The 24679-nt window shown below is 33.7% G+C and carries 21 protein-coding genes and 1 riboswitch; of the genes, 11 read left to right on the top strand and 10 right to left on the bottom strand.

Translation table 11 applies throughout. From position 1 onward, the window contains the following. Nucleotides 1-84: 84 nt before the first annotated feature. Both BAMA_RS11185 and BAMA_RS23480 read left to right on the top strand, forming a co-directional pair. Nucleotides 85-645, top strand: a complete 561-nt coding sequence (locus BAMA_RS11185; RefSeq protein ID WP_034639048.1) for a hypothetical protein — start codon at nt 85-87, stop codon at nt 643-645. Beyond that, nucleotides 642-1259, top strand: a complete 618-nt coding sequence (locus tag BAMA_RS23480) for a GNAT family N-acetyltransferase (RefSeq protein ID WP_051758927.1) — start codon at nt 642-644, stop codon at nt 1257-1259. Before BAMA_RS11185 ends, BAMA_RS23480 begins: the two co-directional genes overlap by 4 nt. Before the next feature lie 82 nt (nt 1260-1341). On the opposite strand, the gene BAMA_RS11175 is transcribed toward BAMA_RS23480, so the two are convergent. The 6 genes from BAMA_RS11175 to BAMA_RS11150 all read right to left on the bottom strand — a co-directional run bounded on the left by BAMA_RS11175 (nt 1342) and on the right by BAMA_RS11150 (nt 7027). Then, nucleotides 1342-2325 carry a tRNA dihydrouridine synthase gene (locus BAMA_RS11175; protein ID WP_034639047.1) on the bottom strand — a complete coding sequence of 328 codons (984 nt, stop codon included), beginning with the start codon at nt 2323-2325 and terminating at the stop codon, nt 1342-1344. A 607-nt stretch (nt 2326-2932) separates the two neighbouring features. Then, nucleotides 2933-3640 (bottom strand): M48 family metallopeptidase, encoded by a 708-nt coding sequence (locus BAMA_RS11170; RefSeq protein ID WP_034639046.1) that lies wholly within the window; start codon nt 3638-3640, stop codon nt 2933-2935. Between the two features lie 114 nt (nt 3641-3754). After that, nucleotides 3755-4273, bottom strand: coding sequence for a YehS family protein (locus tag BAMA_RS11165; RefSeq protein WP_034639045.1), 519 nt, complete (start codon nt 4271-4273; stop codon nt 3755-3757). 421 nt (nt 4274-4694) lie between these two features. Next, entirely contained in the window at nt 4695-5684 is a 990-nt protein-coding gene (locus tag BAMA_RS23475) for an HNH endonuclease (protein WP_051758926.1), read from the bottom strand. 54 nt (nt 5685-5738) lie between these two features. Further along, nucleotides 5739-6287 (bottom strand): hypothetical protein, encoded by a 549-nt coding sequence (locus BAMA_RS11155; RefSeq protein ID WP_034639043.1) that lies wholly within the window; start codon nt 6285-6287, stop codon nt 5739-5741. Between the two features lie 242 nt (nt 6288-6529). Continuing rightward, entirely contained in the window at nt 6530-7027 is a 498-nt protein-coding gene (locus BAMA_RS11150; RefSeq protein ID WP_034639041.1) for a HEPN domain-containing protein, read from the bottom strand. Nucleotides 7028-7382: 355 nt separating this feature from the next. On the opposite strand from BAMA_RS11150, the gene BAMA_RS11145 reads away from it, so the two are divergent. Continuing rightward, nucleotides 7383-8999 carry a diadenylate cyclase gene (locus BAMA_RS11145; protein WP_034639039.1) on the top strand — a complete coding sequence of 539 codons (1617 nt, stop codon included), beginning with the start codon at nt 7383-7385 and terminating at the stop codon, nt 8997-8999. Between the two features lie 260 nt (nt 9000-9259). Here BAMA_RS11145 and BAMA_RS11140 read toward each other — a convergent pair whose 3' ends face one another. Next, nucleotides 9260-10771 (bottom strand): HD domain-containing protein, encoded by a 1512-nt coding sequence (locus tag BAMA_RS11140; protein ID WP_034639037.1) that lies wholly within the window; start codon nt 10769-10771, stop codon nt 9260-9262. 324 nt (nt 10772-11095) lie between these two features. Between BAMA_RS11140 and BAMA_RS25620 the strand changes: the two genes are divergently transcribed. The 3 genes from BAMA_RS25620 (at nt 11096) to BAMA_RS11130 (ending at nt 13702) form a co-directional block, all read left to right on the top strand. After that, nucleotides 11096-11245: a hypothetical protein gene (locus BAMA_RS25620; RefSeq protein WP_415782930.1), complete on the top strand. Its 150-nt coding sequence runs from the start codon at nt 11096-11098 to the stop codon at nt 11243-11245. An 887-nt stretch (nt 11246-12132) separates the two neighbouring features. Then, a complete protein-coding gene (locus BAMA_RS11135; RefSeq protein ID WP_034639035.1) occupies nt 12133-12723 on the top strand; it encodes a hypothetical protein in 591 nt (196 codons plus the stop codon). Further along, the gene (locus BAMA_RS11130) at nt 12710-13702 is read left to right on the top strand and encodes a hypothetical protein (RefSeq protein ID WP_034639033.1); all 993 of its coding nucleotides are present in this window, start codon (nt 12710-12712) and stop codon (nt 13700-13702) included. Before BAMA_RS11135 ends, BAMA_RS11130 begins: the two co-directional genes overlap by 14 nt. Nucleotides 13703-14227: 525 nt before the next feature. Here the strand turns inward: BAMA_RS11130 and BAMA_RS11125 are convergent. Then, entirely contained in the window at nt 14228-15565 is a 1338-nt protein-coding gene (locus tag BAMA_RS11125) for a hypothetical protein (RefSeq protein WP_162176063.1), read from the bottom strand. A gap of 38 nt (nt 15566-15603) precedes the next feature. Here BAMA_RS11125 and BAMA_RS11120 point away from each other — a divergent pair, with 38 nt between their 5' ends. The 3 genes from BAMA_RS11120 (at nt 15604) to BAMA_RS11110 (ending at nt 18801) form a co-directional block, all read left to right on the top strand. Next, nucleotides 15604-15837: a helix-turn-helix domain-containing protein gene (locus BAMA_RS11120; RefSeq protein ID WP_338022291.1), complete on the top strand. Its 234-nt coding sequence runs from the start codon at nt 15604-15606 to the stop codon at nt 15835-15837. Beyond that, entirely contained in the window at nt 15816-16553 is a 738-nt protein-coding gene (locus BAMA_RS11115) for a hypothetical protein (RefSeq protein WP_034639028.1), read from the top strand. The genes BAMA_RS11120 and BAMA_RS11115 overlap by 22 nt, the downstream gene beginning before the upstream one ends. Nucleotides 16554-17256: 703 nt before the next feature. Beyond that, entirely contained in the window at nt 17257-18801 is a 1545-nt protein-coding gene (locus tag BAMA_RS11110; protein WP_084157968.1) for a recombinase family protein, read from the top strand. On the opposite strand, the gene rlmD is transcribed toward BAMA_RS11110, so the two are convergent. Further along, on the bottom strand, nt 18729-20111 hold the full coding sequence (gene rlmD, locus BAMA_RS11105) for a 23S rRNA (uracil(1939)-C(5))-methyltransferase RlmD (protein ID WP_034639027.1): 1383 nt from the start codon (nt 20109-20111) through the stop codon (nt 18729-18731). The genes BAMA_RS11110 and rlmD overlap by 73 nt on opposite strands. Nucleotides 20112-20230: 119 nt before the next feature. Continuing rightward, nucleotides 20231-20332: riboswitch (purine riboswitch) on the top strand. Nucleotides 20333-20717: 385 nt separating this feature from the next. On the opposite strand from rlmD, the gene BAMA_RS11100 reads away from it, so the two are divergent. Together BAMA_RS11100 and BAMA_RS11090 are read left to right on the top strand one after the other, a co-directional pair. Beyond that, complete coding sequence (locus BAMA_RS11100; RefSeq protein ID WP_034639026.1) at nt 20718-21917, top strand: NupC/NupG family nucleoside CNT transporter; 1200 nt, start codon at nt 20718-20720, stop codon at nt 21915-21917. 534 nt (nt 21918-22451) lie between these two features. After that, a complete protein-coding gene (locus BAMA_RS11090; RefSeq protein WP_034639024.1) occupies nt 22452-23681 on the top strand; it encodes an aminopeptidase in 1230 nt (409 codons plus the stop codon). Between the two features lie 44 nt (nt 23682-23725). On the opposite strand, the gene BAMA_RS11085 is transcribed toward BAMA_RS11090, so the two are convergent. Beyond that, nucleotides 23726-24490 carry an HAD family hydrolase gene (locus tag BAMA_RS11085; RefSeq protein ID WP_034639023.1) on the bottom strand — a complete coding sequence of 255 codons (765 nt, stop codon included), beginning with the start codon at nt 24488-24490 and terminating at the stop codon, nt 23726-23728. Nucleotides 24491-24679 lie beyond the last annotated feature (189 nt).

Genomic DNA, 24679 nt, shown 5'->3' with positions numbered 1-24679 from the left:
CTGTCCGACCGGTCAAAAACATTATTGACCGACCGAGCGGTTAGTTTTATAATAACTTTAAATACATCTTAAGGAGGAAATTGGATGAAGAATGATAAAGTTCGAATACCTAAGTTTTTTTACGAATTATTCGGTGGTGAACAGTTCAAAAGTGAGTTAACCATTATTATTACCTTCACCATATTTTCAGCAACTGTTGTTGGTTTATTAACAATTGACTATTGGTCCACACTTAAATGGTATCAACAACTTGTTTTATTTCTTCTATATATTGATATTGCCGGAGGAGTCATCGCTAACCTCACATATGGAACAGATATCCATTATCACAAAAGCCCCGTAGCAAGGTGGACCTTTATCGCAATTCATGTTCAACCGCTTCTTGTCGCATGGATAGTGGGAAGTTCTATGCCTATAGCCTTTAGTGTATGGAGCTACACAATAGTAAGCGCAATTGTTGTCAATTTAATCCGAACCATGCCATTCCAACGAACATTCGCAGGAGCTCTATTAACATCCGGGTTAATTGGGCTATTTTTTATTGGACATGAACTGGAACAAGTAATCTTCATTATTTACATGATGTATATGATGAAAGTAATCTACAGTTTTGCTGTATATCATCATAAGGGGGACCTAAAATGAATAAAGTTCACAAGCAAGACTTTAAAATGTGTAGTGAATTATTTGAAAAGGCTTTTTCAAATGACCCCTTACTTATATATTTATTTGGCAAGAACCCTAATCGACCCATAAACAAGTTTTTTCACTTTATTTTAGAATATGCAAACGTGAAAAATCAGCTCATTGTAGGAAAAGAATTAAATGGAGTCATCCAAGGAGTAGCTTGTATTGAAACACCTGATTCACAACAACCCCTCAAATCAATTTCAACACATTTTAAGTCAATGAAAATCCTTACACAATTCGCACTTCAAATTGAGTGGTCAACATTCAAGAAAATCAATCATTACATGAAAATCACAAGTGCACTGCGCCCAAAAAGACCATATCATTACCTAGTCTGTATCGGTGTTCATCCAAAAGAACAAGGAAAAGGAATCGGAAAACATTTACTTGAATTGATTCATAAGACTGTTGATGCTGATCCTATCTCAACAGGAATTGGTCTTGATACTGAGAATAAAGATAATGTAGAGCTTTATAAAAAATTTGGTTATCAATTAGTAAGTGAAGATAAACTCGGTGACATTACTATTTATTCGATGTTTAGGAGTAAGGGGAATGATACACCATAATAAAAAGGTTTGAGATAAAAGGATTTCCCCTTCTTCTCAAACCTTTGCCACTCAGGTATTCTCTTACTTTTTAAGAGTTACATCATTTCACTGTCCCCGTGCCATCAACATTCTTTTCAAATTTATCAAGCATTGCACGCACTTCGTCTGTTGATTTCGTGCTCATCAAGTTATTTCTTAATTCAGCAGCTCCGTGGAATCCTTTGACATAAATTTTGAAAAAGCGATGAAGCCCTGTGATGGAACGTGGCAGTACTTCTGCATATTGATCTTGAAGATCAAGCTGCAATCTTAAAAGATCAAGGTATTCTTTACTACTATGCTCTTTTGGCTCTTTTTCAAAAGCAAAAGGATTTTTGAAAATACCTCGTCCGATCATAACGCCATCAATACCGTATTTTTCAGCAAGCTGTAGTCCAACTTGACGGTCAGGAATGTCTCCATTAATTGTTAGTAGTGTATTTGGTGCAATGCGGTCACGTAATTCCTTGATTTCTGGAATTAGCTCCCAATGTGCATCTACTTGGCTCATTTCCTCTCTTGTACGTAAATGAATAGAAAGGTTCGCAATATCCTGTTTGAAAATATGCGTTAGCCACTCCTTCCACTCATCTACCTCCTTAAAGCCAAGTCGTGTTTTCACGCTGACAGGCAGTCCGCCTGCTTTTGCGGCTTGAATAAGTTCCGCCGCAACGTCTGGACGTAGGATAAGGCCACTACCTTTTCCTCTCGATGCCACATTTGGTACAGGGCAGCCCATATTAATATCGATGCCTTTAAATCCTAGCTCTGCCATGCCAATACTCATTTGACGGAAATATTCGGGATTATCTCCCCAAATATGTGCCACCAATGGTTGTTCATCTTCTGTAAAAACTAAACGGCCACGCACGCTTTTGATTCCATCTGGATGACAATAGCTATCCGAGTTTGTAAACTCTGTAAAAAATACATCCGGTCGACCGGCTTCGCTTACGACGTGACGAAAAACAACATCTGTCACATCTTCCATTGGTGCAAGTACAAAAAATGGTCGTGGTAAATCACGCCAGAAATTATCTATCATTTTAAGCTCAAATCCTCTCACTATGGTTACAATTTCAAACTCTCGGTCAAAAAATATAAAGCCAAATGTTCCACTTCTTTTACACTTATATCATGCTTCATAACTTATTATCAAACACAAGTACATTTGGACATTTATAATTTGTGAAAATCGACAATCTTTATTTTAACTAAAATTGATCCTGAATAGTATTTTTATAAAGTGAAACTTTAATCAGTGGGGGGTTTTCTTCATCCCCCACTGATTATTAGTTGAACCAATCGGGCTTTTATGGGCCGTTGATTCTCCACCTAACCTCTTTGCTTTCGCTGAATTTTGAGGTAGGGGTCTTACTGCCCGTTAATGCGGGATAAATAAAAAAGCAGATGGTATAGATTTTTTCTATATCAAATGCTTTTCTATTATACCAACTTAAGTCAAGCCATACACTCCACATATGCGGGGTGTATGTGGCAATACAATGGGATGTTTGTGAGTTCAGTTATAAGAGAAGAAGCAATTATAAAGTGAAACTTCTCTCAAGTTTTGAGGTGGGAGTCTTACTGCCCGTTAATGCGGGATAAACTAAAACTGTAGTGTAATAGTAATCGCTCCAATGATGTCACTGCTAGACAGTCATTTTCCAGCTTGATAACGCTAACCAGTTTTCCATTTCTTTATAATCAGGCATTATCTTCCCAACAAGGCGCCAAAAGGAACGATCATGATTTAGATGGACCATATGGCACATTTCGTGAACGACTACATAATCAATCACCCTCGGTGGTGCCATTGCCAGCTTCCAATTAAATGTTAACTGTAGATTTGAATCACAAGTTCCCCATGTACAGTTACTATCTGAAATACGAATGGAACGCGGTTTTGTTTTAAAGTTGCTTTGATACGATTTAATACTCTTCTCTACTAACGTTTTACATTGCTTATAATAAAACCTTTTTAAAGCTTGTTTTATTTTCTCATCTTCAAGCTCTTTCACATATATATGTAGCTTATCTCCTTCAAACACTGCATTATCTTGCCCAATACTTGCATCTTGAGAGATTTGTATCGGATATGTGTTCCCTAAATATAAAAAGCTCTCGCCCTGATTATAAGCCTTCTCCTGCGGCCCGCGCATTCTCTCCTTCATTTCCTTACGCGTTTTCTGAATCCAATCCCATTTCTCCTCTAACAGTTGAAGGACGTATTCAACTGGCGTACCTTTCGGAGCTTGTACTTCAACATTCCCGTAAGAATCCACATAAAGACGTACGGATTTTTTCTTCTTATAATTTATATGGAAATTAATTGTCTCACCTGAATATGTATGTATCATTTCATCACCTAGAGTATTCGTTCATGTTATTTTTACAAACAAAAAAGAGTAGGCTACAAACGTCCTACTCTATCTATTATATCATTTACTGTTTTAACATAAATGTTACAATGCTTATCCTCTATATTTTACAGCTAGTCCCTTTAAGAAATTCCTTGCGTACCTGTCACCGCACTCTTTGTAATTCTTATGGCCTTTCTTTCTTAATAGAGCGCCTAGTTCTCCTTTTGTTACCTTAACCCCTACGCTATCTAATATATCAAGCACATCCTCGCTTGTTAATGATAGTGCTATTTTCATTTTCTTTAAAAGAAGGTTATTTGCACTTTCATTAGTTTGTAAAGGCATTGCTTGTCCAGCCGGTTGCCCTGGTTTCGGATCTTGCTTTCCTCTTTTAAAAGTAATAAAACCATTTAAAAATGACTCTAACATCATAATATCGCATGCTAGTACGTAATCATTTTCCTCATCAACTTCCTGCTGGGGACTTTTCTTTAACTTGGTAAGCATATCAACTACTTCTTCCTTCGTTACTTCAATGCCACCAAGTTTAAATATTTCCACCATATCTATATCTTTTATATCCATAGCATATCTTACTCTTTTTAATATATCATTATTGCTCATTGCCATTGTTAGTCCTCCTAAAACGTTACATATAGTAATACCTTTAGCACTTTTAAGCTAATGTGCGCTAAATTACTACTTTAACATTTTAAAGGCATGTTTTATAGCCTTACTCGGATTAATGTCTTTAAAATAAAAGCAGATAGAAATTCTCCTCATCAGAGTCTGGATTTCCATCTGCTTATTCAAACTATCTTTCAAGCCAAGCCACACACTCCACATGACTGGTGTGCTGAATGTAGATAAAATATAAAAATTGATGTAGTATTGTTCACCCAATATTTATATACATATTTTATTTATAGCATGCTTCAACATAGTATTAACAGCAGTATACAAAACTTTGTAAGAATTGAAATTCAATTCTATTTTCTAAATAAAAGATTCCTTCTTAGGGAAAATTAAGAACCTCGGTTAACTTTTTCTATTAGACCTCCTTTTTAGAGTCGGTGCGAATCTCTTTTTCATCATAATTGTATGTGATATCTATTGTTTGCCCCTTCACCTTTGCACTGGCTGAGAAATCTTTAAGAAGCGTATGGATTGTGCCTTCAGGTAAGGCCATTTCGTATTTAGAAGGGAATAACAAATACTTATATTTTTCTTCTGGCACATCATCAATACAATCCGGTCCTGCAAATGGAAGATAGATTTGGTAAGAGAAATTTTCAAAACATATTACAAAGATACCAAATGGTGTTTTCTCACTTGATTCCCACTTCCTTATGGCTAAGATCATTTCAATATCAATAAATGGCTTCGGCCCAGGAATAAACTGTTCAAAAATTTTACAAACCGGGGTGTCACGTAGCAAATAATTTTCTTCTCTAATCCAATCAAATGTCTCCCAAAAATATGGTAAATAGTGTTTTGGCATTATTGAAAGTGCCATTTTTACAAAACATTTATATACAGAGAGTGGAACGTAAGGGCTTCTCTCTCCTTTTATAGTAAATGAATTATTATTTGAATCCTCAACTATATTACCACTATTAATTACATCCTGAATGATAATCCTACGCCTCTTTTTCTCTTCCTTTTCATGCTCAATCCTTAACCCAGTTTTATTCTTATAAACTGGAATACCCGTCTTACCTCTTATACCTGTTGTAGAGCGTTCGAATGAGAGATAATTTGCCAATTCATTTTCCAGTTTGGAAAAGATTTTGTTGCACTCATCACATTCTTCATACGAAATCAAAACTTTATTCCCAATCAATTCAGGTATCGCATGAGCAATCTTCTTAAAGGTTGTTTCTCCCTTTTCTTTACCGCAAAATCTACACTTTCTTTTATTCTTATCTCCAATAAATTCCTTATCCTCGTTTCTAATATTCTCAGTCTTAAGCTTATAGGTTGTAATGTTATAATTTTCTATATAAAATTCAATATGTTGTTTTGCATCATTTCGGTTCACTTTATTCACCTACTATTTATAGTGTTATAATGATTTAATAATTAATTATAGACTCTATGAATAGATAGCTTCTCTTACTTCAGGTTTTAGTTCATATCTAAATTTTAAGTTAAAACCGAAAATCTCTAAAGCTCTTTCTCCATGTTTTTTCATTTGTTCATCTTGAAAACGATATGCATCTTTCTCTGATGGTAGTTTTAAATATGATTCAAAGTTCCCATCGATTGTAGATATCTCTTCTTCATCTTGGAATAAATTATTTTCATTTTGCCATGCATGACGAATCTCATGATATAGATTACCAACTAAATTAATAACTTCATTTGGATCTCTCTTTAAATTTCCAAAAAGAAATAAAAATATTTTAATTTGCCCTTTTTCTCCAACCGTTACACCTGCGGCCTCAATTTGCCCGTTTAGGATCTGTGCATATTGCTCATCCTTCATGACAGGGTTATTTTTCTGTTCTTTTTGAAGTTTTTCTCGATTTTCATAAAAATGTATAGTGTAATTTAAAGATGTGTATTCTTCACCTAACAAAGCAATACATTTCTTAATTTTTATTTGCAATCCTTTTTTTAAATTTCTTATACTTAACCCCATAACTATTCTTCCCCTACTTTATTAATTTATTTATTAATGTAATAAAATTTAGACATATTATTTTATACTGTGGCATGTAATTCTATATAAATAAAAGCTATATTCATAGATGCTCCAAATTAAACAAAAACCTCAAAAACATTAATTACAGAGTGTTTTTGAGAGTACATATTTCTATTCTCTGACGAGAAGCGCCACCGCTTCGCAATGGGTCGACATGATAGTATTGATTGAGTTTTCTACTATTCCATTTTGTTATAATTGATATATTTATGAAGAGTATCTAATAATTCAAGTAAAAACTGTGCATTATACGCCATGTTTCCTCTTTCATACATATATCGAAATACTATAAATGCTTGACCTAGACCATCCATTTCTTGCTCAAAACAATTTTTAGATATATTACCACACGGATGCGCTTCTTTTATTTCATTTTGTATTTCTTCTGGCAACTTCTTGAACAATTTATAAAGATTATGCTCTTTTCTGCAATCAATCTTCTGCCTTAACAGCAAACATTTCAAATATAATTCGCATGCAAATGACACATTTGTAAAAAAGGCATTCCTGTTGTCACTTAACATCATATCTATGCATCTATATGATACATTGTAAAATGCATTTGCTTCTTTATGGCACTTTTTAGACCAATTGAAATAACCTTCATCTGATTTTAAATCTTGCACAGGATTCTTTTGCATTTTCAAATATGCAAGAAGTTTACTGCTTTCAGTCATTGAATCCCTTCCTTTCGCAATCTTTACTTCACCCCTAATTAATTATTTTCATACGACCAACTTTACATCTTAAATAATAGTTCTCTAATATTTTCTATAAAAAAAAACCAAATCCCTTTAATTAGGATTTGGTCTTTCAGCTTTTATTATACTAACTTCAACCAAGCGACCGTTTCAACATGACTGGTGTGCTAGGTGTAGATAAAATATAATAATGTTGATGTAGTAGTGTTTACCTAATAGTAATATGAATATTTTACTTATAGACGGTTCACCATAACTATTTAAAAGGCGTTTTCATTTATTAATACTAATATCTAGAATTTAAGATTATAATTTATACGAGGTGGTATAGTTGAAAGGTATAGATTTAAAAAGTTTCTATCTAAACTCATTTGAAGAAATTCTAGGATTAAGTTTAAATTATAATAAAGATTTATCAATTTCTGTCTTAAACCTTCCAGAAGTAATCTCAAAAATAAATCCAACTAGTATTAATAATATAATTTATCCCATTGAAACCCTACTGAAAGAAGAAAATTTACTTGCTGAACTTTTAAATGAAAAGACATTTTATAAAAAAATATTAGTCACTAAATATATTTATAAATTAATTAACTCCCAAATTGAAGTAAGTGTTCTTGATAACTTTGTTGAAAAATTACAGTCCCTGAGCAATAAAACTTATGAACAACATCAATGTCAAATGGGCTTTATATTATTTAAAAATCCCAAAGATAATATAGAAACTGAGCTATCTAAACTAAAAATTAACTATATTCCTTTTGACAAGTTTTTAAGTATCGATGAATTGGATACCAATAAACAAGCTCTAAAATTAATAGATTCATTATCTCTTTGTTATGTAATCAATTCTTCATATAAAATAACTGGTCTAGCAAAAAAACAAAAGTCTAATCAAAGTATCTCTTCGATTATGTCAAATAGATATCAAAAGGATGAGGAATCACTCTTAAAGTTCTATATGTTTAGATATTTTATAGATAATAATCCAAATAATAAATATAATGATGAACTAGAAAAACTTGATACTCAAATTAAAGATTTGAAGAAAAAAAGCAACACTCTAACATTTTCGGTTGACGAGGCTACAAAGCATTATACATATCTAGGGGAAAACAACCCTAGCTCTTCAGAGTTTAAATCTGCTGAAAAGGCTTTAAAGGATTTATTAGAAGAGCAACTACTATTACTAGGGAATTTAACAACGCTTCAAAATAAGCAAATAGAAATATTGGAAGATGCCTATACTTGGAAGAAAGGGTTAAAAAAATTCAGTACTGAAAAAACAGCTAGAGCCAACAAGGATATTCAATTCATTCAATTTAATTCCAATAGAATTGAATGGTTCATAAATGATAATTTAATATGTGTATTATCTAATGGTAAATGGCGTGTTCAAAACTATGAATTAATCTCTCACATTATTCTAGAGTTTATACTTAGGCAATATTTCAAAAACAGTGACATCAGCAGTGAAACGTTCATAGGAATTATTAATAAAATTATACCTCGTGCTAAAATTCTATTTAATAATATCCGAGAACTTTCGAATAAAAATATTGGTGCTTTAATAATCCTTTTAGAACAAAGTGAACTACAAAAAAGAACTATTTATAAACAGCTCTTAAGTAAAGAAACATTAACTAATAATGACTATAAAAAAATAGTTCAAACAGATAAAACGAAGCCATTAAACCTCTATAGTTGTGATAAATATTTATTTGAATTAATCTGCTCAGTCGACGGGGCTGTTCTTCTAGATAAATATTTTAATATCTTATCTTTTGGTGAAATGATTAAAAACTCTATAGAAACTCCTCCCGTTGCGGAAGAAGGTTCTAGAACCTTAGCTGCGGCTAAAGCATCTCGATTCGGACTAAGTATCAAAGTGTCAGAAGATGGGGATATCAGTCTATTTGAAGATGGTTCACCAATAATAAAGCTTTAAGAAAAGGCGGCCCTAAAATGTAGTCGCCTTTTCTTATTTTACTTATGATAAGGTTCATCGTAATTAATCCTAGATAGAAATAAGACCCTATCGGAATATCGATAGGGTCTGTTGCTCACTGCTACATTCCGTATTGATTTTCCCTCACAAGCCAAATACACTCCACATGTGCAGAGTATATTTGGCAACACATGGGGTGTTGGTGAGTAATTATAATACATTATATATAATTTATCAGAATTTAATTTGCTATCTTCTGGTTATTTATTAATTAAATGGTCCTGTATCATTTGTTTGATTTCCCTAAAATTTTGTTTTCCTTTGTCACCTTCGGTATTTGCTCGCATATAAATTCTACCCACTAAATACTTACTAGATAAAGCATTAAAAATAATAGAATCTTTTATCCAATCATCTTTTCCTGAAATACAGAAATCCCCACTATCATCTTTATTAAGTAATACCGCTTTTTCTCCATTCAAATCTTTTAAAGGATCATTTTCAGTAATACAACTTCCTATAAAAGGCTCTAGGGCTCTATCACTTTGTATAATAACACCCTTAATATTATTAATTCGACTTTTTATATCCTCTCTCATCATTTCTTCTTTTGGATATTCCTCAAAAATACGTTTCCAAATCTTTCTATTTTTCAGCTCATGTATTGTCATTTTATCTTGTGATTCTGTAGCATTCTCAATGTAATCTAAAAACTTCTCATCTGAGAGGTTCAGATAATCAGCAATAAATTTTTCCGGTGTACTGCACTCTACAAATTCATATCCTGCAGCTTTTAATCCCTTTGTAGCGCAAGATAACATTGTGTTACAAGCTTGGTTTGTCTTATGAAAATAAACCTGTATATAGAGTTCATACCTTGCCTGAAGGAAATTTTCAACCGCGGGTAAACCACTCTTTTTTATCCCAAGCCTTATACTACTACTTTCGTTATCAATGAATGGTAATAGAGATTTAAGTAATCTATTAAGATCGTATGTCCCGTATTTTACTCCAGTAAAATAGCTATCCCTCAGTAAATAATCCATTCTATCACAATCTAACGGGGCCCCCGCAACAATTTGATTTAAAAAAGGTGTAATATTATATCCTGCTGTTTCAATAGTTCTAAGATTAAGTTTTTCATTCATAATAGTTAAAATAGCTTTTATCCTATCTGAATCAAAACCTAAATCTGTAAGCACCTTGGCAGTGAAATAGTAAGACACATATTCATGCTCTACATGTGATTCTGTTCCCTTCTTGCTTTCAATCAAGTGTTCTAATGCATTGGCCAGTTCTTCGTTGAATTTAAGATTCTCATCATTTCTAATCATACTTAAGAAAGCAGAGCTTTTTGGTGCAAACTCGTCGAATAGGTGTGACATCGGTCCGTGGCCGATATCGTGTAAAAGGGCAGCAATCCTCAAATCCAAAAATATATTTATAAACTCTTCTTCACTAACAGAATCATAAGTTAAAATACTTCCATTACCTTCTATTTTATATTTCTCCTGTTTGTCTCTTGATGTACTGGCATTACTTAGAGCACTCAAAAGCATCTCGCTAGCTAAATGCATTACGCCAATTGAATGTTCAAATCTTGTATGATTCGCGGAAGGAAAAACATAATACAAAAATGTGTTTTGTTTAACTTTTCGTAATCTATTAAAAAGCGGATGCGAAACTATTTTTATTTCGTCATCCGACATTTTTATAAGCCCATGAATGGGATCAAGTATACTTTTATTTAGTTTATCAGTAATAAATATCATACTATTCCTTCTTTCTATTTTTTACATAAATTATATCATAAGAGGTAAAAAATAACTATTCAGTATATTTCATCATTATATCTATGGGAATTTGTTATAATATCACCAGGAAGAATGCCAAATACACTATATACAATTCGGATCATGTACAATCGAATATGAACTAGCATGAAGTAAACGAAAAAAGAGTATTTCTATATCTGTGGATCAAAGCGGTGTAAAGGTTATTGCTCCTGAAGTTACTGAACTAGGATAAATTGAAGACATTCTCTATAAAAAAGGGACTTGGCTTGGATTCGAACTCAAATATCTAGCTTTGAAGAAATGAACCAACATAGTTTACAGCGTAAATTTGTTTTAGGAGAGAGGTTACCTTATCTCGGTCGCCATTATAGACTGCAGATAATAAAATCCTCGGATTTATCCTCTTCTTCTTTTCGCTTTCAGCAAGGACAATTTCAAGCATATGTCTGAAAAGATATAAGTAAATTCGAAGGTCGAGGTCAACTCTGTGTAGATGAGGGATATATAACTCCAAACACAAATGATCCTGTTGTAGAGACTGCTGTAAACTCGATTATTGTCCGGAAGTATACGATCGTTTTAAACAAAAGTATGATTTCGCTTTGGATATTAACTTCACTCGTCTCTAGGAAGAGTTCTTTCATGTCAGAGTCAGCACATAAATAATAAGGACAATAAAAAAGAGTAGAGAGCATCAATTGATTGATGCTCTCTACTCTTTTTTATATGTTTTGAACCATACTTTCTTCAATGATGAATTCGAAATTCCGCTTTACTATCACTTGTGATACGATTCACTGTAATTAACCATAACTAGAAAACAGGCCCTATCGATATTTCGATAAGGCCTGTTGCTCAATACTACACCTCTTATTAACCTTCCCTCACAAGCACCACCACACACTTCACATGTCCCAAGTATATATGACAATACAATAGAATGTTGGTGAACTGACATAAGAAAAAATTGTAACTAATAAATTCCCCTGCATTATATTTTCGATAAAAAGAAAGTAGAAAATAGAATGTAGATGCGAGACAGGTCATATATTATATAAAACTAAAAACGCCATTAAGTAAGATGGCTAGTGTAGTAGACAAACCGGTAGAATACTTACTATGAAAAACCTGGAAATATTGTGTGAATATGTACAGACTAAAGGGGGAAAGATTATTATACAACATCTATATTTTCAATAAAGAAAAATTAAAAATACTATATAACCAGGGACTTAATTTCTCAATGCGCCCAATAACTTAACTTCATTAGACCAATGGTATAAAACTTTTATTCAAAATACCGAGTGTAGATAAAAAAGAAAAAGGAGGATCAAGATTTGTCTATAAACTCGTTACCAAATGATGAACTAGTTGGTAAGAAGGTTGGAAGACTAACAATATTAGGTGTATTTAAACAGTTATATACAAGCGGAAGAACTCAAATAAAATATTCCTGCATATGTGATTGTAATACTGACCACCTGGTTTATATTAAGCGTGATGATTTAATCCACAAAAGACGCATTCACTGTGGCTGCTTACGTAAAGAACCAACTAATAAGTATAAAAATCGAAAGTATGCCATATTAAAGCATTACTACAATTCTTCTCTTGTCAAACGTTCCAGTAAAAAACGTTTCACTGAAATTATAGACTTTGACATTTTTGTTCTTCTTGTACAACAACCTTGTGTATTTTGTGGTGATTCATATTCTTGCATACTTAAGGATAGATTTTCTTCCGAGCAAATTAAGTGCAACACCATTGATAGATTAAATAATAACCTCGGTTATGTACCAGGTAATTGTGTACCGTGTTGTGTAAAGTGTAACATCGCCAAGGGAGAGCGTACCCTTGAACAATTTATACAATGGATATTAAATCTAAATAAGAATATCTATGAGGTAAATACGGATGTATCCTTATGAAAATCATATTAATGAACATTTTAACCAACTAACAATAAAATCCTTTTACAAAACTAAAATTAACAATCGTATGACAGGTATATATATATGTACCTGTCAATGTAATCCTAAAAAAAACATAGAGAAAAAAGCTTATGAAGTAATCAAATCTTTGACAATATCATGTGGTTGTCTACAAGGAAGCCAAGGAACAAAATATAATTACACGGAAGAAATTGGAAAAAAATACAACAAACTTACTATACAAGATTATAAAAGGGGGGAAAATGGTTATCTACTACTATGCCAATGCGACTGTGGAAGTTCTCCTAAATGGCTTAGTGCTTATTCAATCTTCCTAGGACAAGTCAAGTCCTGTGGTTGCCTGAACAATATGAACGACTACAAAAAGATGATTGGAATGAAATTTTATAAACTTACAGTTCTTAACTACAAATTAGGTAAGCGGCCCTCTGGACAATCTTTTGTACAATTGTTATGTAAGTGTGAGTGTGGAGTAATCAAATATATTGATAAGTATGAAGTGCAAACTGGACAACTCAGTTGCGGGTGCATGATGAGAGAACTTCTCTCGGAAAGAGGTAATAAAAACCGGACGGAAGCTATATATAAGAATTTATATAACTCTAAAATAAAGTCTATCTCTAAAAAGAGAAACATGAACTATGACCTTACCTTAGAAGAATTCATCTCTATAATTAATCAGCCATGTTACTATTGTAAGGAAGAATCCTCCAATACACACTATGACAAAAAAAGAAGAGATGGAACATATATTAGCGATACCGTAGTGTACTGTAATGGAATAGACCGATTAAATCCGAAAGTAGGGTATATTCGAGATAATGTAGTTCCATGTTGCCGTTTTTGCAATACAGCTAAGATGTCCATGGATGTTAAAGAATTTCAATTATATATAGCTAAATTATACACTCATTTCATTAAAAAACATTCCGGGAAAATAGACATACTTTCATAAAGAACTCCTACTACTTTCCAAACTAAACTTTTTCATTTTCGTACTACTGATAACTATCTAGGGCACACCATTTCTGATAAACTGTCTTTTTCAGTAAATGGCATTTAAAAATTAACAATATTATCACCAGAAAATTATATAAAACTTCAACATAATCAGCAGCATTCTATATAAATATGTGCTAGGTGTAAAATATAATTGAAATTCAGAATGTAACGGTGTTTATCTTATTCATTACCGTTACACAATATATCGTAGTATAAAAAACTAATAAAGTTAAGTGCTTTTTATTAAATTCCGATATTAATGTTTACAAATTTATATTCGTATACAAACTAAATTTTATATGTGTCATACTAAAATCTAGCTATATATAATACATTAAATAAACATTATCGTTCTTATAAAAAGATGATGATAGCATACCATCATCTTTTTATTTCACATTAACCTATTGACTCATTTCATATCTGTTTTTGAAACAGCACAGTTTAACATACTACTTTTTAAAATAGGTTTCTTTCCTTATTCAAAAGTTTCATTAATACGACTTCCCATCTTTAATTCCCAATCTCTTCGAGAACGGATTTCCTGTTCAATCCTATCCTCTTCCTTCTTAGCCCACTTCACAATTGACACATCGTCATGTCTTTTCAAATATGATATTAAACCTAAACGTTGCTGCATTATATCTGCTAATGAACCACTCCAAGACATTGGTATGAAAGATGCTTTAAATTGCTCCAGTATTTCAATTGGATTATCAGCCTTGACCAAAATTTTTAGCGCAAGTGGAGTCCATTCTAAACTACCGTTACTTTCCCTCCTCCTGTAAGGTCGTATAACTAAAGCAACTGCTGGATATCTTACTTTTGAGTCTTCTTCACACCACGTAATAATAATGTCTTCCCCAATGCCAGACAAAAGGTCCATTTCTTCAGAAAACGCTAACCTAATTCTCTTAGTAAAGTCCTTTTCCCCTAGAAGAGAATTGATAAATGTCAGTGGGTGGGTGATTGCAAGAACTTTTAGAACATCATTATAATCACTTAGAGATACCTTATAACTCTCTATAGCATTAAAAATCTTATTACTTAACGTTTTAGCATTTTCCACTGCATTATATCCAACAAAACAAACACTAATAATATTAGCTAGTTCATAATCCATTAAATCTTTACGTATATCATTTCTTAAAAAATCATACTGTAGAGCCAAGTACTGCCCTGTTAAAACAATAATATCACTAGTCATGCTCTCTTTATCTTTTCCATGAAGTCTCATATCTAGGATTTTGATTGCAACATTAACACCACCAGGCTGTGATGAAATGAGTTTTAGCAACTCACATAGATCATTATCAGAGATACTTTTATGAGTACCTCCATATGCTAAATTTTCATATTGCCATATTGGAATTAATCCCAGTGACAATGATTGCTTAAGCCTTTCTAAACCTCTAGAACTGATGTTTACACTAGCTTGTAGCCAGGGATATATTGGAGCTAATACTTCATTCGCAACTACCATGTCAAGGCATTGCTCGACTAGGTTTATATCTATTTTAGAAATCCCTCTTAGAACACCTCTAAGAAGTTGAACACTTCTAATATTTTCATCAAGATGTGATAATTGTTCTATCAAGGTTCGCCATAAACCTTCTCGATCAGCAAATCCTACTGCTAAACCTTCACCAAAACTAATTAATCTGCCCCCCTCGTTGCACAAGAGTTCCGGTAGTATTTCCTGTAGTACTTCTACATTTCCTCCTACCTCTTCTCCTAATAATCGAGTTATGTTTTCTATTCTAACATAATCAATTTTTTCTCCCTCATCATCTTCCCCATACTTAACGTCCATCAAATCTAATGAACTCCTATGATTAGAGAGGGCGTATAATTTTGCTCTTTCAACCAAACTCTTGGGCTCAACTAATGCAGCTAACTTATTCAGTTTTGCTAAATGTTTCAGATATCCAAAAATTACTCGGAATTGGTAGAAAACAAGCTTATACATTAGTTCATTCTGGAGAATTTCATGTAATAAATATTGGAAAACGTATCAAAGTATCAAAAAATGTTCTAATCAGTTGGATGGAAGGAGAAAATCAAGAATGGCTACACAAACAAAATTAGTTAATTGCGGCTCTAAGGTATTTGTTTATGATTTTAAAAGCAAAAATAAAATCGAAGGATTAGGCTTTGAGAAGGATCGCATTAAAGGTAGTATTGTTGATCTTGAGAGGCTGCTTTTAACCAACTTCGTGGATGATAGGCTGCTAACAAACTTTTGTTTAAGCATCTCACGAAATGAATATGCACAAGTACAAAATAGATTAAATTCTTTTATAAAGAACCTCAAAAAAGCAACTGGACATAAACAGATTAAATATTTAGCTGTAGCAGAACCGTCACCTGAGGATGATGAAACTGTTGTAGATATCCATCTTATTACAAATATTGGAATTGAAGACCTAACAATGATTCTAGATGAAGGTATGAACGAAGACAATATAGAGGAATACTTTGAGGACATCTGGGGAAATGAACTATTTATCGATGCCTATTCCTCAAATGAACTAATTAAAACTTTTACTTCTGCTTATGAAAAGTCACTAATAAGTAATGTGCTTGAAATACACCCTAAGCTTTTTTATCAAAACCTAGCATATCCCTCTATACTTTGGAATAAGGATGCTGAAGCATTTATAAAAAAACATAAGCTAACTAAATTTCCTATACACCACTCTACCGAGGTTTATGATAGCAGCTGTGGCTTCGTAATTATAAATGAATATGCTCTTTCATACGATGTTTCTTCCTCAGACAGAGTAGATTCAGAATACTTTTAAAAACTATGCAGAATTACCCCAAGTTTAAAACAAGGATTGCATTATTAGCGCTCCTTGTTTTAACTTTTTTATAAATAATTAGCCCTTAGGTAGAATACCTTTGTTAACTATTTATAAAAAAGTTTCTATACATCAAGATGTTCTATCACAAATCAAATCACACATATTCACAACAACTCCTTTATAAACAAAGGGGTGGGGCACCGAACTCCACTAGCCGAAGGCTCACCAAAACCTACTACCCCTCAAAAAATTTTTATATATTTTGTCTATATATAAGGTTTTTTAGATATCCAAAGGAAAATGGAGCATTTATAAGGATTGATTCGATACCCTATAAATTTCTAACCTTTTCCAACAGCAGTCATTACAGGGCTTATTTCCTGCCATTCTACAGATTTAGACTTATCCTTTCTATAAAAGATATAATTATTACTAGAAATCAGCTGAAATCACTATAAATCATTACAAAATACATTTCTAATGGATTTATAGAACTTATTATAGGTCTAGACCTCATTTAGATGGATGGGGAGAATATATACATGAATATAAAAAGGTTTTTTAACGAAAGTGCACATAACACGGTTCAAGACATTATACAGGCTCTAATTGATTCCAAAATTGACACTTTAATTGACGAATATTACTATCAAGATAAGGTGAACACTACTACATCTCATGCAGAAAGGAAGAACATATCATGAGATGTGCAGTTTATATAAGAGTTTCAACTGATAAGGAAGAACAAAAGGCCTCCCTTAACAATCAACAGGACTTGGCCACGAGATATATTTCTGAGAACAGCTGGGATCTCCATGAGTTTTATATTGACGTAAAAAGTGGTACTACAGATAAGCGTGAACAATTACAGCAACTTATATCTGACGCTAAAGCTAACAAATTTGATGTTATTTTATCAAAAGAATTATCACGTTTAGCTCGTAACGGCCGCTTATCCTATGAAATCCGTGATATTGCTGAGAGATACGGCATTCATATCGTAACTTTAGATAATGCAATTAATACCTTGACTGGCCAAGTTAATATGTTTGGTATCTACACCGCTCTGTATGAGGCAGAAGCTGATAGAATAAGCGAGCGTGTGAAAGCTGCTCGTAGAAGCCTTGCCCATAGAGGATTGTTTAAGGGATCTAATCCGCCTTATGGATATGAAGTGAAAAATGGTAAACTCTTCATACGTCCTGACAAAACTCCAGACGTAGTAAGATATATTTTTAAGCAATATCTTTCTGGGAAAGGTTTTGACTATATTGCTCGGCAATTGTATAACAATGGTTTATCAACACCTGCTCAAATCGCTGGAAAGAAAAACGCCAATGACAAATGGCAAGGTTCAACAATAAGGTGTATCCTAACAAATCCTCACTACACAGGTGACTTAGTTCAAGGACGTTCTACAACCAAAAGTGCTAGAAATAAAAATAGAGAGCACAATCACCCTGACAACTATATTGTGGTATCAAACACTCATGAGGCTATTATTTCAAAAACAGACTTTGAGGTTGTTCAACAACTAATACAAAGTAGAAAGCGCACTCGTCCTCAAGCAGAAAAGCACTTATTCACTAACACTTTATACTGTGCTGACTGTGGAAGTGGAATGCACTATAAGAAGAATAGTCGAGGTTATATTTGTGGAAATTACAACAAACATGGCTCTAAGGCCTGTAGCAACCATTTAATTCGAGAAGCTGACTTACAATTAGTGATATCCAGCGAACTCCAAATGTTTGCTTCTACCTTAAAAGATCAGGATATTTTACTTAAAATTGAAAGTAAAATGCAACAGCAACAGCAAACTTCACAGAAGCAAATAGAAGTCTTTTCCACCGAAATAAAGCGGTTGAAACAAAAGAAAAAGAAGATATTTGATTTATTTGTTGACGATAAAATTCCAAAAGAAGATTATGATGATTCTACAATCGATATCAACAACGAAATAAATGCGACATCTTCTAAGATTAAACAATTAGAATCTTCTCTTCAAGTCAAAGAGAATGAGCCCATACTTAAGGAATTAAAAAAGCAGCTCGACATTTTTATAAGCTTCCAAAAGCTTACACCTGAAATTCTACATCGGTTAATTGACCGAATTGAAATAAAAGCAGATGGAAATCCGAACATCTTTTATCGATGCTCGGATCCATCTGCTTATTCTTCGATTCTCTCTATCAACGCACAGCACTCCACATGCGTAGTATGCGGGAACATATCCACAGGCTGAACTTCCTGCGTCTTATATCCACCCTCTTCTAACACTTTTAAGTCACGTGCTAGTGTTGCTGGATTACAGGATACGTATACAACGCGCTTTGGTTTCATGTCGATGATTGTGTTTAGTAGTGCATCATCGCAGCCTTTGCGCGGCGGGTCTACTACGATTGTGTCGGCGATTATGCCTTGTTTGTACCAATTTGGGATGACAACTTCAGCTTCACCTACTGCGAATTCTGCGTTTGTCATGTTGTTTAATGTAGCATTTCGTTTTGCGTCTTCAATTGCCTCTGGAACAATTTCGACGCCGTATACTTTTTTCGCTTTTTGCGCTAAGAATAGTGAAATGGATCCGATTCCACAATATGCATCAATAACCGTTTCGTTTCCATCTAATCTTGCGTATTCTAACGTTTTATCGTACAGCACTTTCGTTTGTTCTGGGTTTACTTGATAGAACGAACGAGCGGAGATTGCGAATTTAATGTCTCCAATAAAGTCATAAATGTATTCTGATCCGTATAAAACAGTTGTTGTGTCACCGAAGATGACGTTTGTACGTTTATTGTTAACGTTTTGAACAACTGATTTTACGTTTGGAAATTTCGTTGTAATTTCTTTAATAATTGCTTCTTTATTTGGAAGATCCGCTGTGCGCGTGATGAAGACAAGCATAATTTCCCCTGTTACTTGTCCATATCTTGCCATAACGTGGCGCAACGTTCCTTTATGGCGCTCTTCATTGTAAGCTCTAACGCCATGCTTTTCACAAATGCCCTTTACTTCTTGAATTAACGTATCATTTTCTTCTGCTTGAATTAAGCAAGTTTCCATATTGATAATGTCATGTGTTCCTTGGCGATAGAACCCAGCAACAAGTCCACCTTCACGCTCCCCAATTGGTACTTGTGCTTTGTTTCTGTACAACCATGGGTTTTCCATACCGAGAACAGAGTGAACTTTTACATCTTGTAAACCACCGATGCGCTGCATAACGTCACGTACTTGTTTTTCTTTCGCTTTTAATTGTCCTTCATATGTTAAATGCTGAAGCTGACAACCGCCGCACTGATTGTATACAGGGCACTCTGCGTCTTTACGGTACGGACTTTCTTTATGAAGCTTCATTAAACGACCAAATGCAAAGTTCTTTTTTACTTTAATAATTTTAATTTGTGCTTCTTCGCCAGGTAAGCCATTTTTTACGAAAATAGGATAACCACTTACTTTCGCAACACCGGCACCGTCATGTGTTAAATCTTCAAACACTACATCAATAAATTCGTTTTTTTCCACTGGTGGTGTTATTTTCACGCTCATTTTTCCGACCTCTCTTTTTCATACATGCGTTACATTTTATCATATTATAATGTCTTTTTTCTATGTATAGAAAAAAGGTATTGACGAATTTTGTCGTATGATGTTAATCTACTACTAATTATATACGGATAGCATTACCTCATATATCCTTGATGATATGGATCAAGAGTCTCTACCTGGCAACCGAAAATTGCTGGACTATGGGGAAAACTAATGAATATTGGACTGTTGTATACACTTTGGCTCATATTGATTAGCTTTCTCTCATAGATGAAAGTGAATCCGTATGGGCTTTTTTGTTATTACAAAAGGTCGGACATCATATGTATAACCTTTATTAAACCGCTTTCACACACTGTCCTTCTATTCTAGAGGATGAGTTTTGAGCAGCTACATTAAGGTCCTGCTTTCACTAAAGGTCATGCGCTCTCTACCTACTTGTGTTTCAAACAAGGCGCGTGGCTAAAAAAGGCACTGACCGCTACTACACATGGACAGTACCTCTATCCTACCTAAAAAAGAGGGTTTTAAGGGTTTAAAGATTCTAGTTATACAACCGACGTTTTATGTTAACACTTTATATGAACTTCTGAAAGGGGCAACTTCATGCAGTATGTAATGAGCATTATCGGTATTCTTGTTATATTAGGTCTTTGCTTTGCTTTATCCAATAACAAAACAAAAATCAACTTCCGTGCAATTGCTATTATGTTTGTGTTCCAATTATTTATCGGTTGGTTTATGTTTAGTACAAAAATTGGACAGCAAATTCTAGTCTTTATTAGTAAAGTATTTAATAAGTTAATTAAACTTGGTACAACAGGTGTTGATTTTCTTTTCAATGGCATCGAAAGAGATTTTGTATTTTTCTTAAATGTACTATTAATTATTGTCTTTTTCTCAGCATTACTTTCTATCTTTAGTTACCTTGGTGTTTTACCTTTCATTGTCCGCGTTTTTGGCGGTGTGATTTCGAAAGTAACAGGTTTACCACGCGTTGAATCATTCCATGCTGTAAACTCTGTATTCTTCGGTTCTAGTGAAGCGTTACTTGTAATTAAAAATGACTTACAACACTTTAATAAAAACCGTATGTTCATTATTTGCTGTTCGGCAATGAGTTCTGTATCTGCTTCTGTTACAGCATCGTATGTAATGATGTTAGATGCAAAATATGTACTTGCAGCACTGCCACTAAATTTATTCTCTAGCTTAATCGTTTGTTCACTATTAACACCAGTTGATACAGCGAAAGAAGAAGAGGAAACAGTTCAAAAGTTTGATAAAAATCTATTTGGTGATAGCCTAATTGGTGCATTGATTAACGGTGCGTTAGACGGTTTAAAAATTGCTGGTATCGTTGCAGCATTAATGATTGCTTTCATCGGTGTGATGGAAGTTGTAAACTACGTCATTACTGCTGCTTCTGGTGCAATTGGTTACACAATTACATTACAGCAAATTTTCGGTTACATTCTTGCACCATTCGCATTCTTAATGGGTATTCCTTTTCATGATATTATCCCAGCGGGTGGTATTATGGGGACAAAGATTGTATTAAATGAGTTTGTTGCAATTTTAGATTTAAAAGAGATGGTGGGTACGTTAGATCCACGAACAGTAGGAATTTTAACAGTATTCCTTATTAGCTTTGCAAGTATTAGTCAAATCGGTGCAATTGCTGGTACGATTCGCGCTCTATCAGAAAAACAAGGAAGTGTCGTATCAAAATTCGGTTGGAAGATGTTATTTGCTTCTACACTTGCTTCTATTTTATCAGCTACAATTGCAGGATTGTTTATATAGTCTATATCATAACGAAAAGGCCTCCAATTACTGGTAGGCCTTTCTTTCTTTTTAGTATGAGTCAATGGAAATGAAATGTTATAATTTACAAAAACAGACATAGGGGGGCTATGTAAATTTGGAACACTTTTTCAAGTATCTTTACTCATCATTCATAGATATAAAAAATCACGATGTTGTTGGCGTACCATCTTATGTATTTTTTATTCCGGCAATTATCGCAATAAGTTATATGATATTTGTTTGTATAAAGCCTCCAAACAATACACTTTAACTACTCATGTTTTATTGTTCAAAATATAAAATGAGTCAGATACAAATATGGACCTGACTCATTTTATCCCGCATTAATGGGCTGTAAGACTCCCACCGAGTGAAGTTTCACTTTATATTCATTCGTAATTCCTTCTCCATTAAACTCCGTAAATGTGAATCTCGTAAATTTTTTCATTAAAAAATGCTTTTGTTTATATTTTTTAATTTTTCTTGTATTATATAAATTAAGAAATTTCTCAAATAAAGGAGAGAATACATATGTCATTTGAGCAAACGTTAGAAAAATATGCTGCATTAGCAGTAAATGTTGGCGTAAATATTCAACCTGGGCAAACATTATTTATCGGTGCCCCAATTGAGTCTTATGAATTTGTACGCCTTGTTACAAAGAAGGCATACGAATCTGGAGCAAAACATGTATATGTAGACTGGGCAGATGAAGTATTAACACGTATAAAGTTTGATTTAGCACCTGAAGAAGCATTCTCTGAATTCCCAGCATGGAAAGCACACGCTCGTGAAGAACTTGCAAAAGAAGGAGCTGCATTCCTATCGATTTATGCATCGAATCCTGATTTATTAAAAGGTGTAGATTCCGCGCGTATTTCTCGTGCAAATAAAGCAGCTGGCGAGGCAATGAAAGTATATCGTGACTATGTACAAGCTGATAAAGTAAGCTGGTGTGTCATTTCTGTTCCAACGAAAGAATGGGCAGCGAAAGTATTCTCAGACTTGCCAGAAGAACAGCAAATTCCACAGCTCTGGGATGCAATTTTCAAAGCAACACGTGCTGATTTAGAAAACCCAGTACAAGCGTGGGATGAACATAATGCAAATTTACATACAAAAGTAGATTATTTAAATGAGAAACACTATAAAGCACTACACTATAAAGGTCCAGGAACAGATTTAACAATCGAGCTTCCTGAAAAACATGTATGGGTAGGTGCTGGTAGCTTAAACGAAAAAGATGTACCATTTATGGCAAATATCCCAACAGAAGAAGTATTTACAATGCCTCTAAAAAAAGGTGTAAATGGTTATGTAACAAGTTCAAAACCGTTAGTATATAGCGGTAATATTATCGATAACTTTACACTTACATTTGAAAACGGTCGCATTGTTGACTATAAAGCGGAGACTGGTGAAGAAGCGTTAAAGAATTTAATTGAAACAGATGAAGGGTCCCATTTCATTGGAGAGCTTGCGCTAGTCCCACATGATTCACCAATTTCAAATACAAATATTTTATTCTATAACACATTATTTGATGAAAATGCTTCTTGCCACTTAGCAATCGGAAACGCTTATGCGTTTAACTTAGATGGTGGTAAAACGATGTCAAAAGAAGAACTTGAAAAACACGGTGCAAACTCTAGTATTACACATGAAGACTTTATGATTGGTAATGCTGAACTTGATATCGACGGTATTAAAGAAGATGGAACACGCGAACCAGTCTTCAAAAAAGGAAATTGGGCATTTTAATGCAAAAAACGGCTATCTCACTAAGAGAATAGCCGTTTTTTTATCTATAATAGACTTTCTTCTTCGTAAATAAAAGAAGTTTCTTCCCATACAAATTTACCTGTTTTTAAAATAAGTTCCTCAACAGATGGTAATAATACATCCGCAAGCGGTGCTAACGTTTTTTCATCTCCAGTTCCAGATAATACACCAATTCCGTAACCAGCCCCACTATTCTTTGCTAAATGCAAATCCGTTGGTGTGTCTCCAACAATTACTACTTCATTAGGTCTAATGTTAAATTTACTACAAAACACCTCTACAATTTGCTTATTTGGTTTTTGTACTGGAAATGTATCTGACGTTACAATAAAATCAAAAAACGATTGCAATTCGTATTGTTGAAGAAATAGCTCTGTTGAAGCATAATCATCTGCAGTGACGATACCAACAATATAATTTTTCTCCTTTAAAGTTGTTAATAACTTTGGTAGATTAGCAGTCATTTTCATATGTGAACGCTGCTTATATAACGTAGAAAATAAACTCTCACTAACCCACTCATGCACTTCGCTATATGCGACCGAAGGAACATGTTTTTGGAGAAGGTGTGCTAAATCTTTGCTCGTCCCTGCTGCGAGCGCACTGTATGGATCTACAAACTCACCATCTACTCCAATTTCTGAAAGAATCGCTGTTTTAAGTGTGATAGGTAATCTATGACGATTGATAAATTCTGTAACAACTTCTTCTGCAACTTTTACCCAAATTGAGTGAAAATCCATTAATGTTCCATCTTTATCAAACAAAATCGCTTTTATTGTACCCACAACTTTTCCCCCATTCTTTCTGAACTTACCTTGATTGTAACAGGGAAATGTAGATGTATTATAAAGCTATTGTAAAGATTTTGTTTATCCCGCATTAACGAGCTGTAAGAGCCCGATTGGTTCAACTTGTATAACATCAAAAGGCCCTATCATGAATAGCTGACAGGACCTTTTTTACTTATACTTAAA

It is taken from the genome of Bacillus manliponensis (assembly GCF_000712595.1).
In the GTDB taxonomy this organism is placed as follows: domain Bacteria; phylum Bacillota; class Bacilli; order Bacillales; family Bacillaceae_G; genus Bacillus_A; species Bacillus_A manliponensis.
This window is presented reverse-complemented; position numbering and strand designations above follow the sequence as displayed.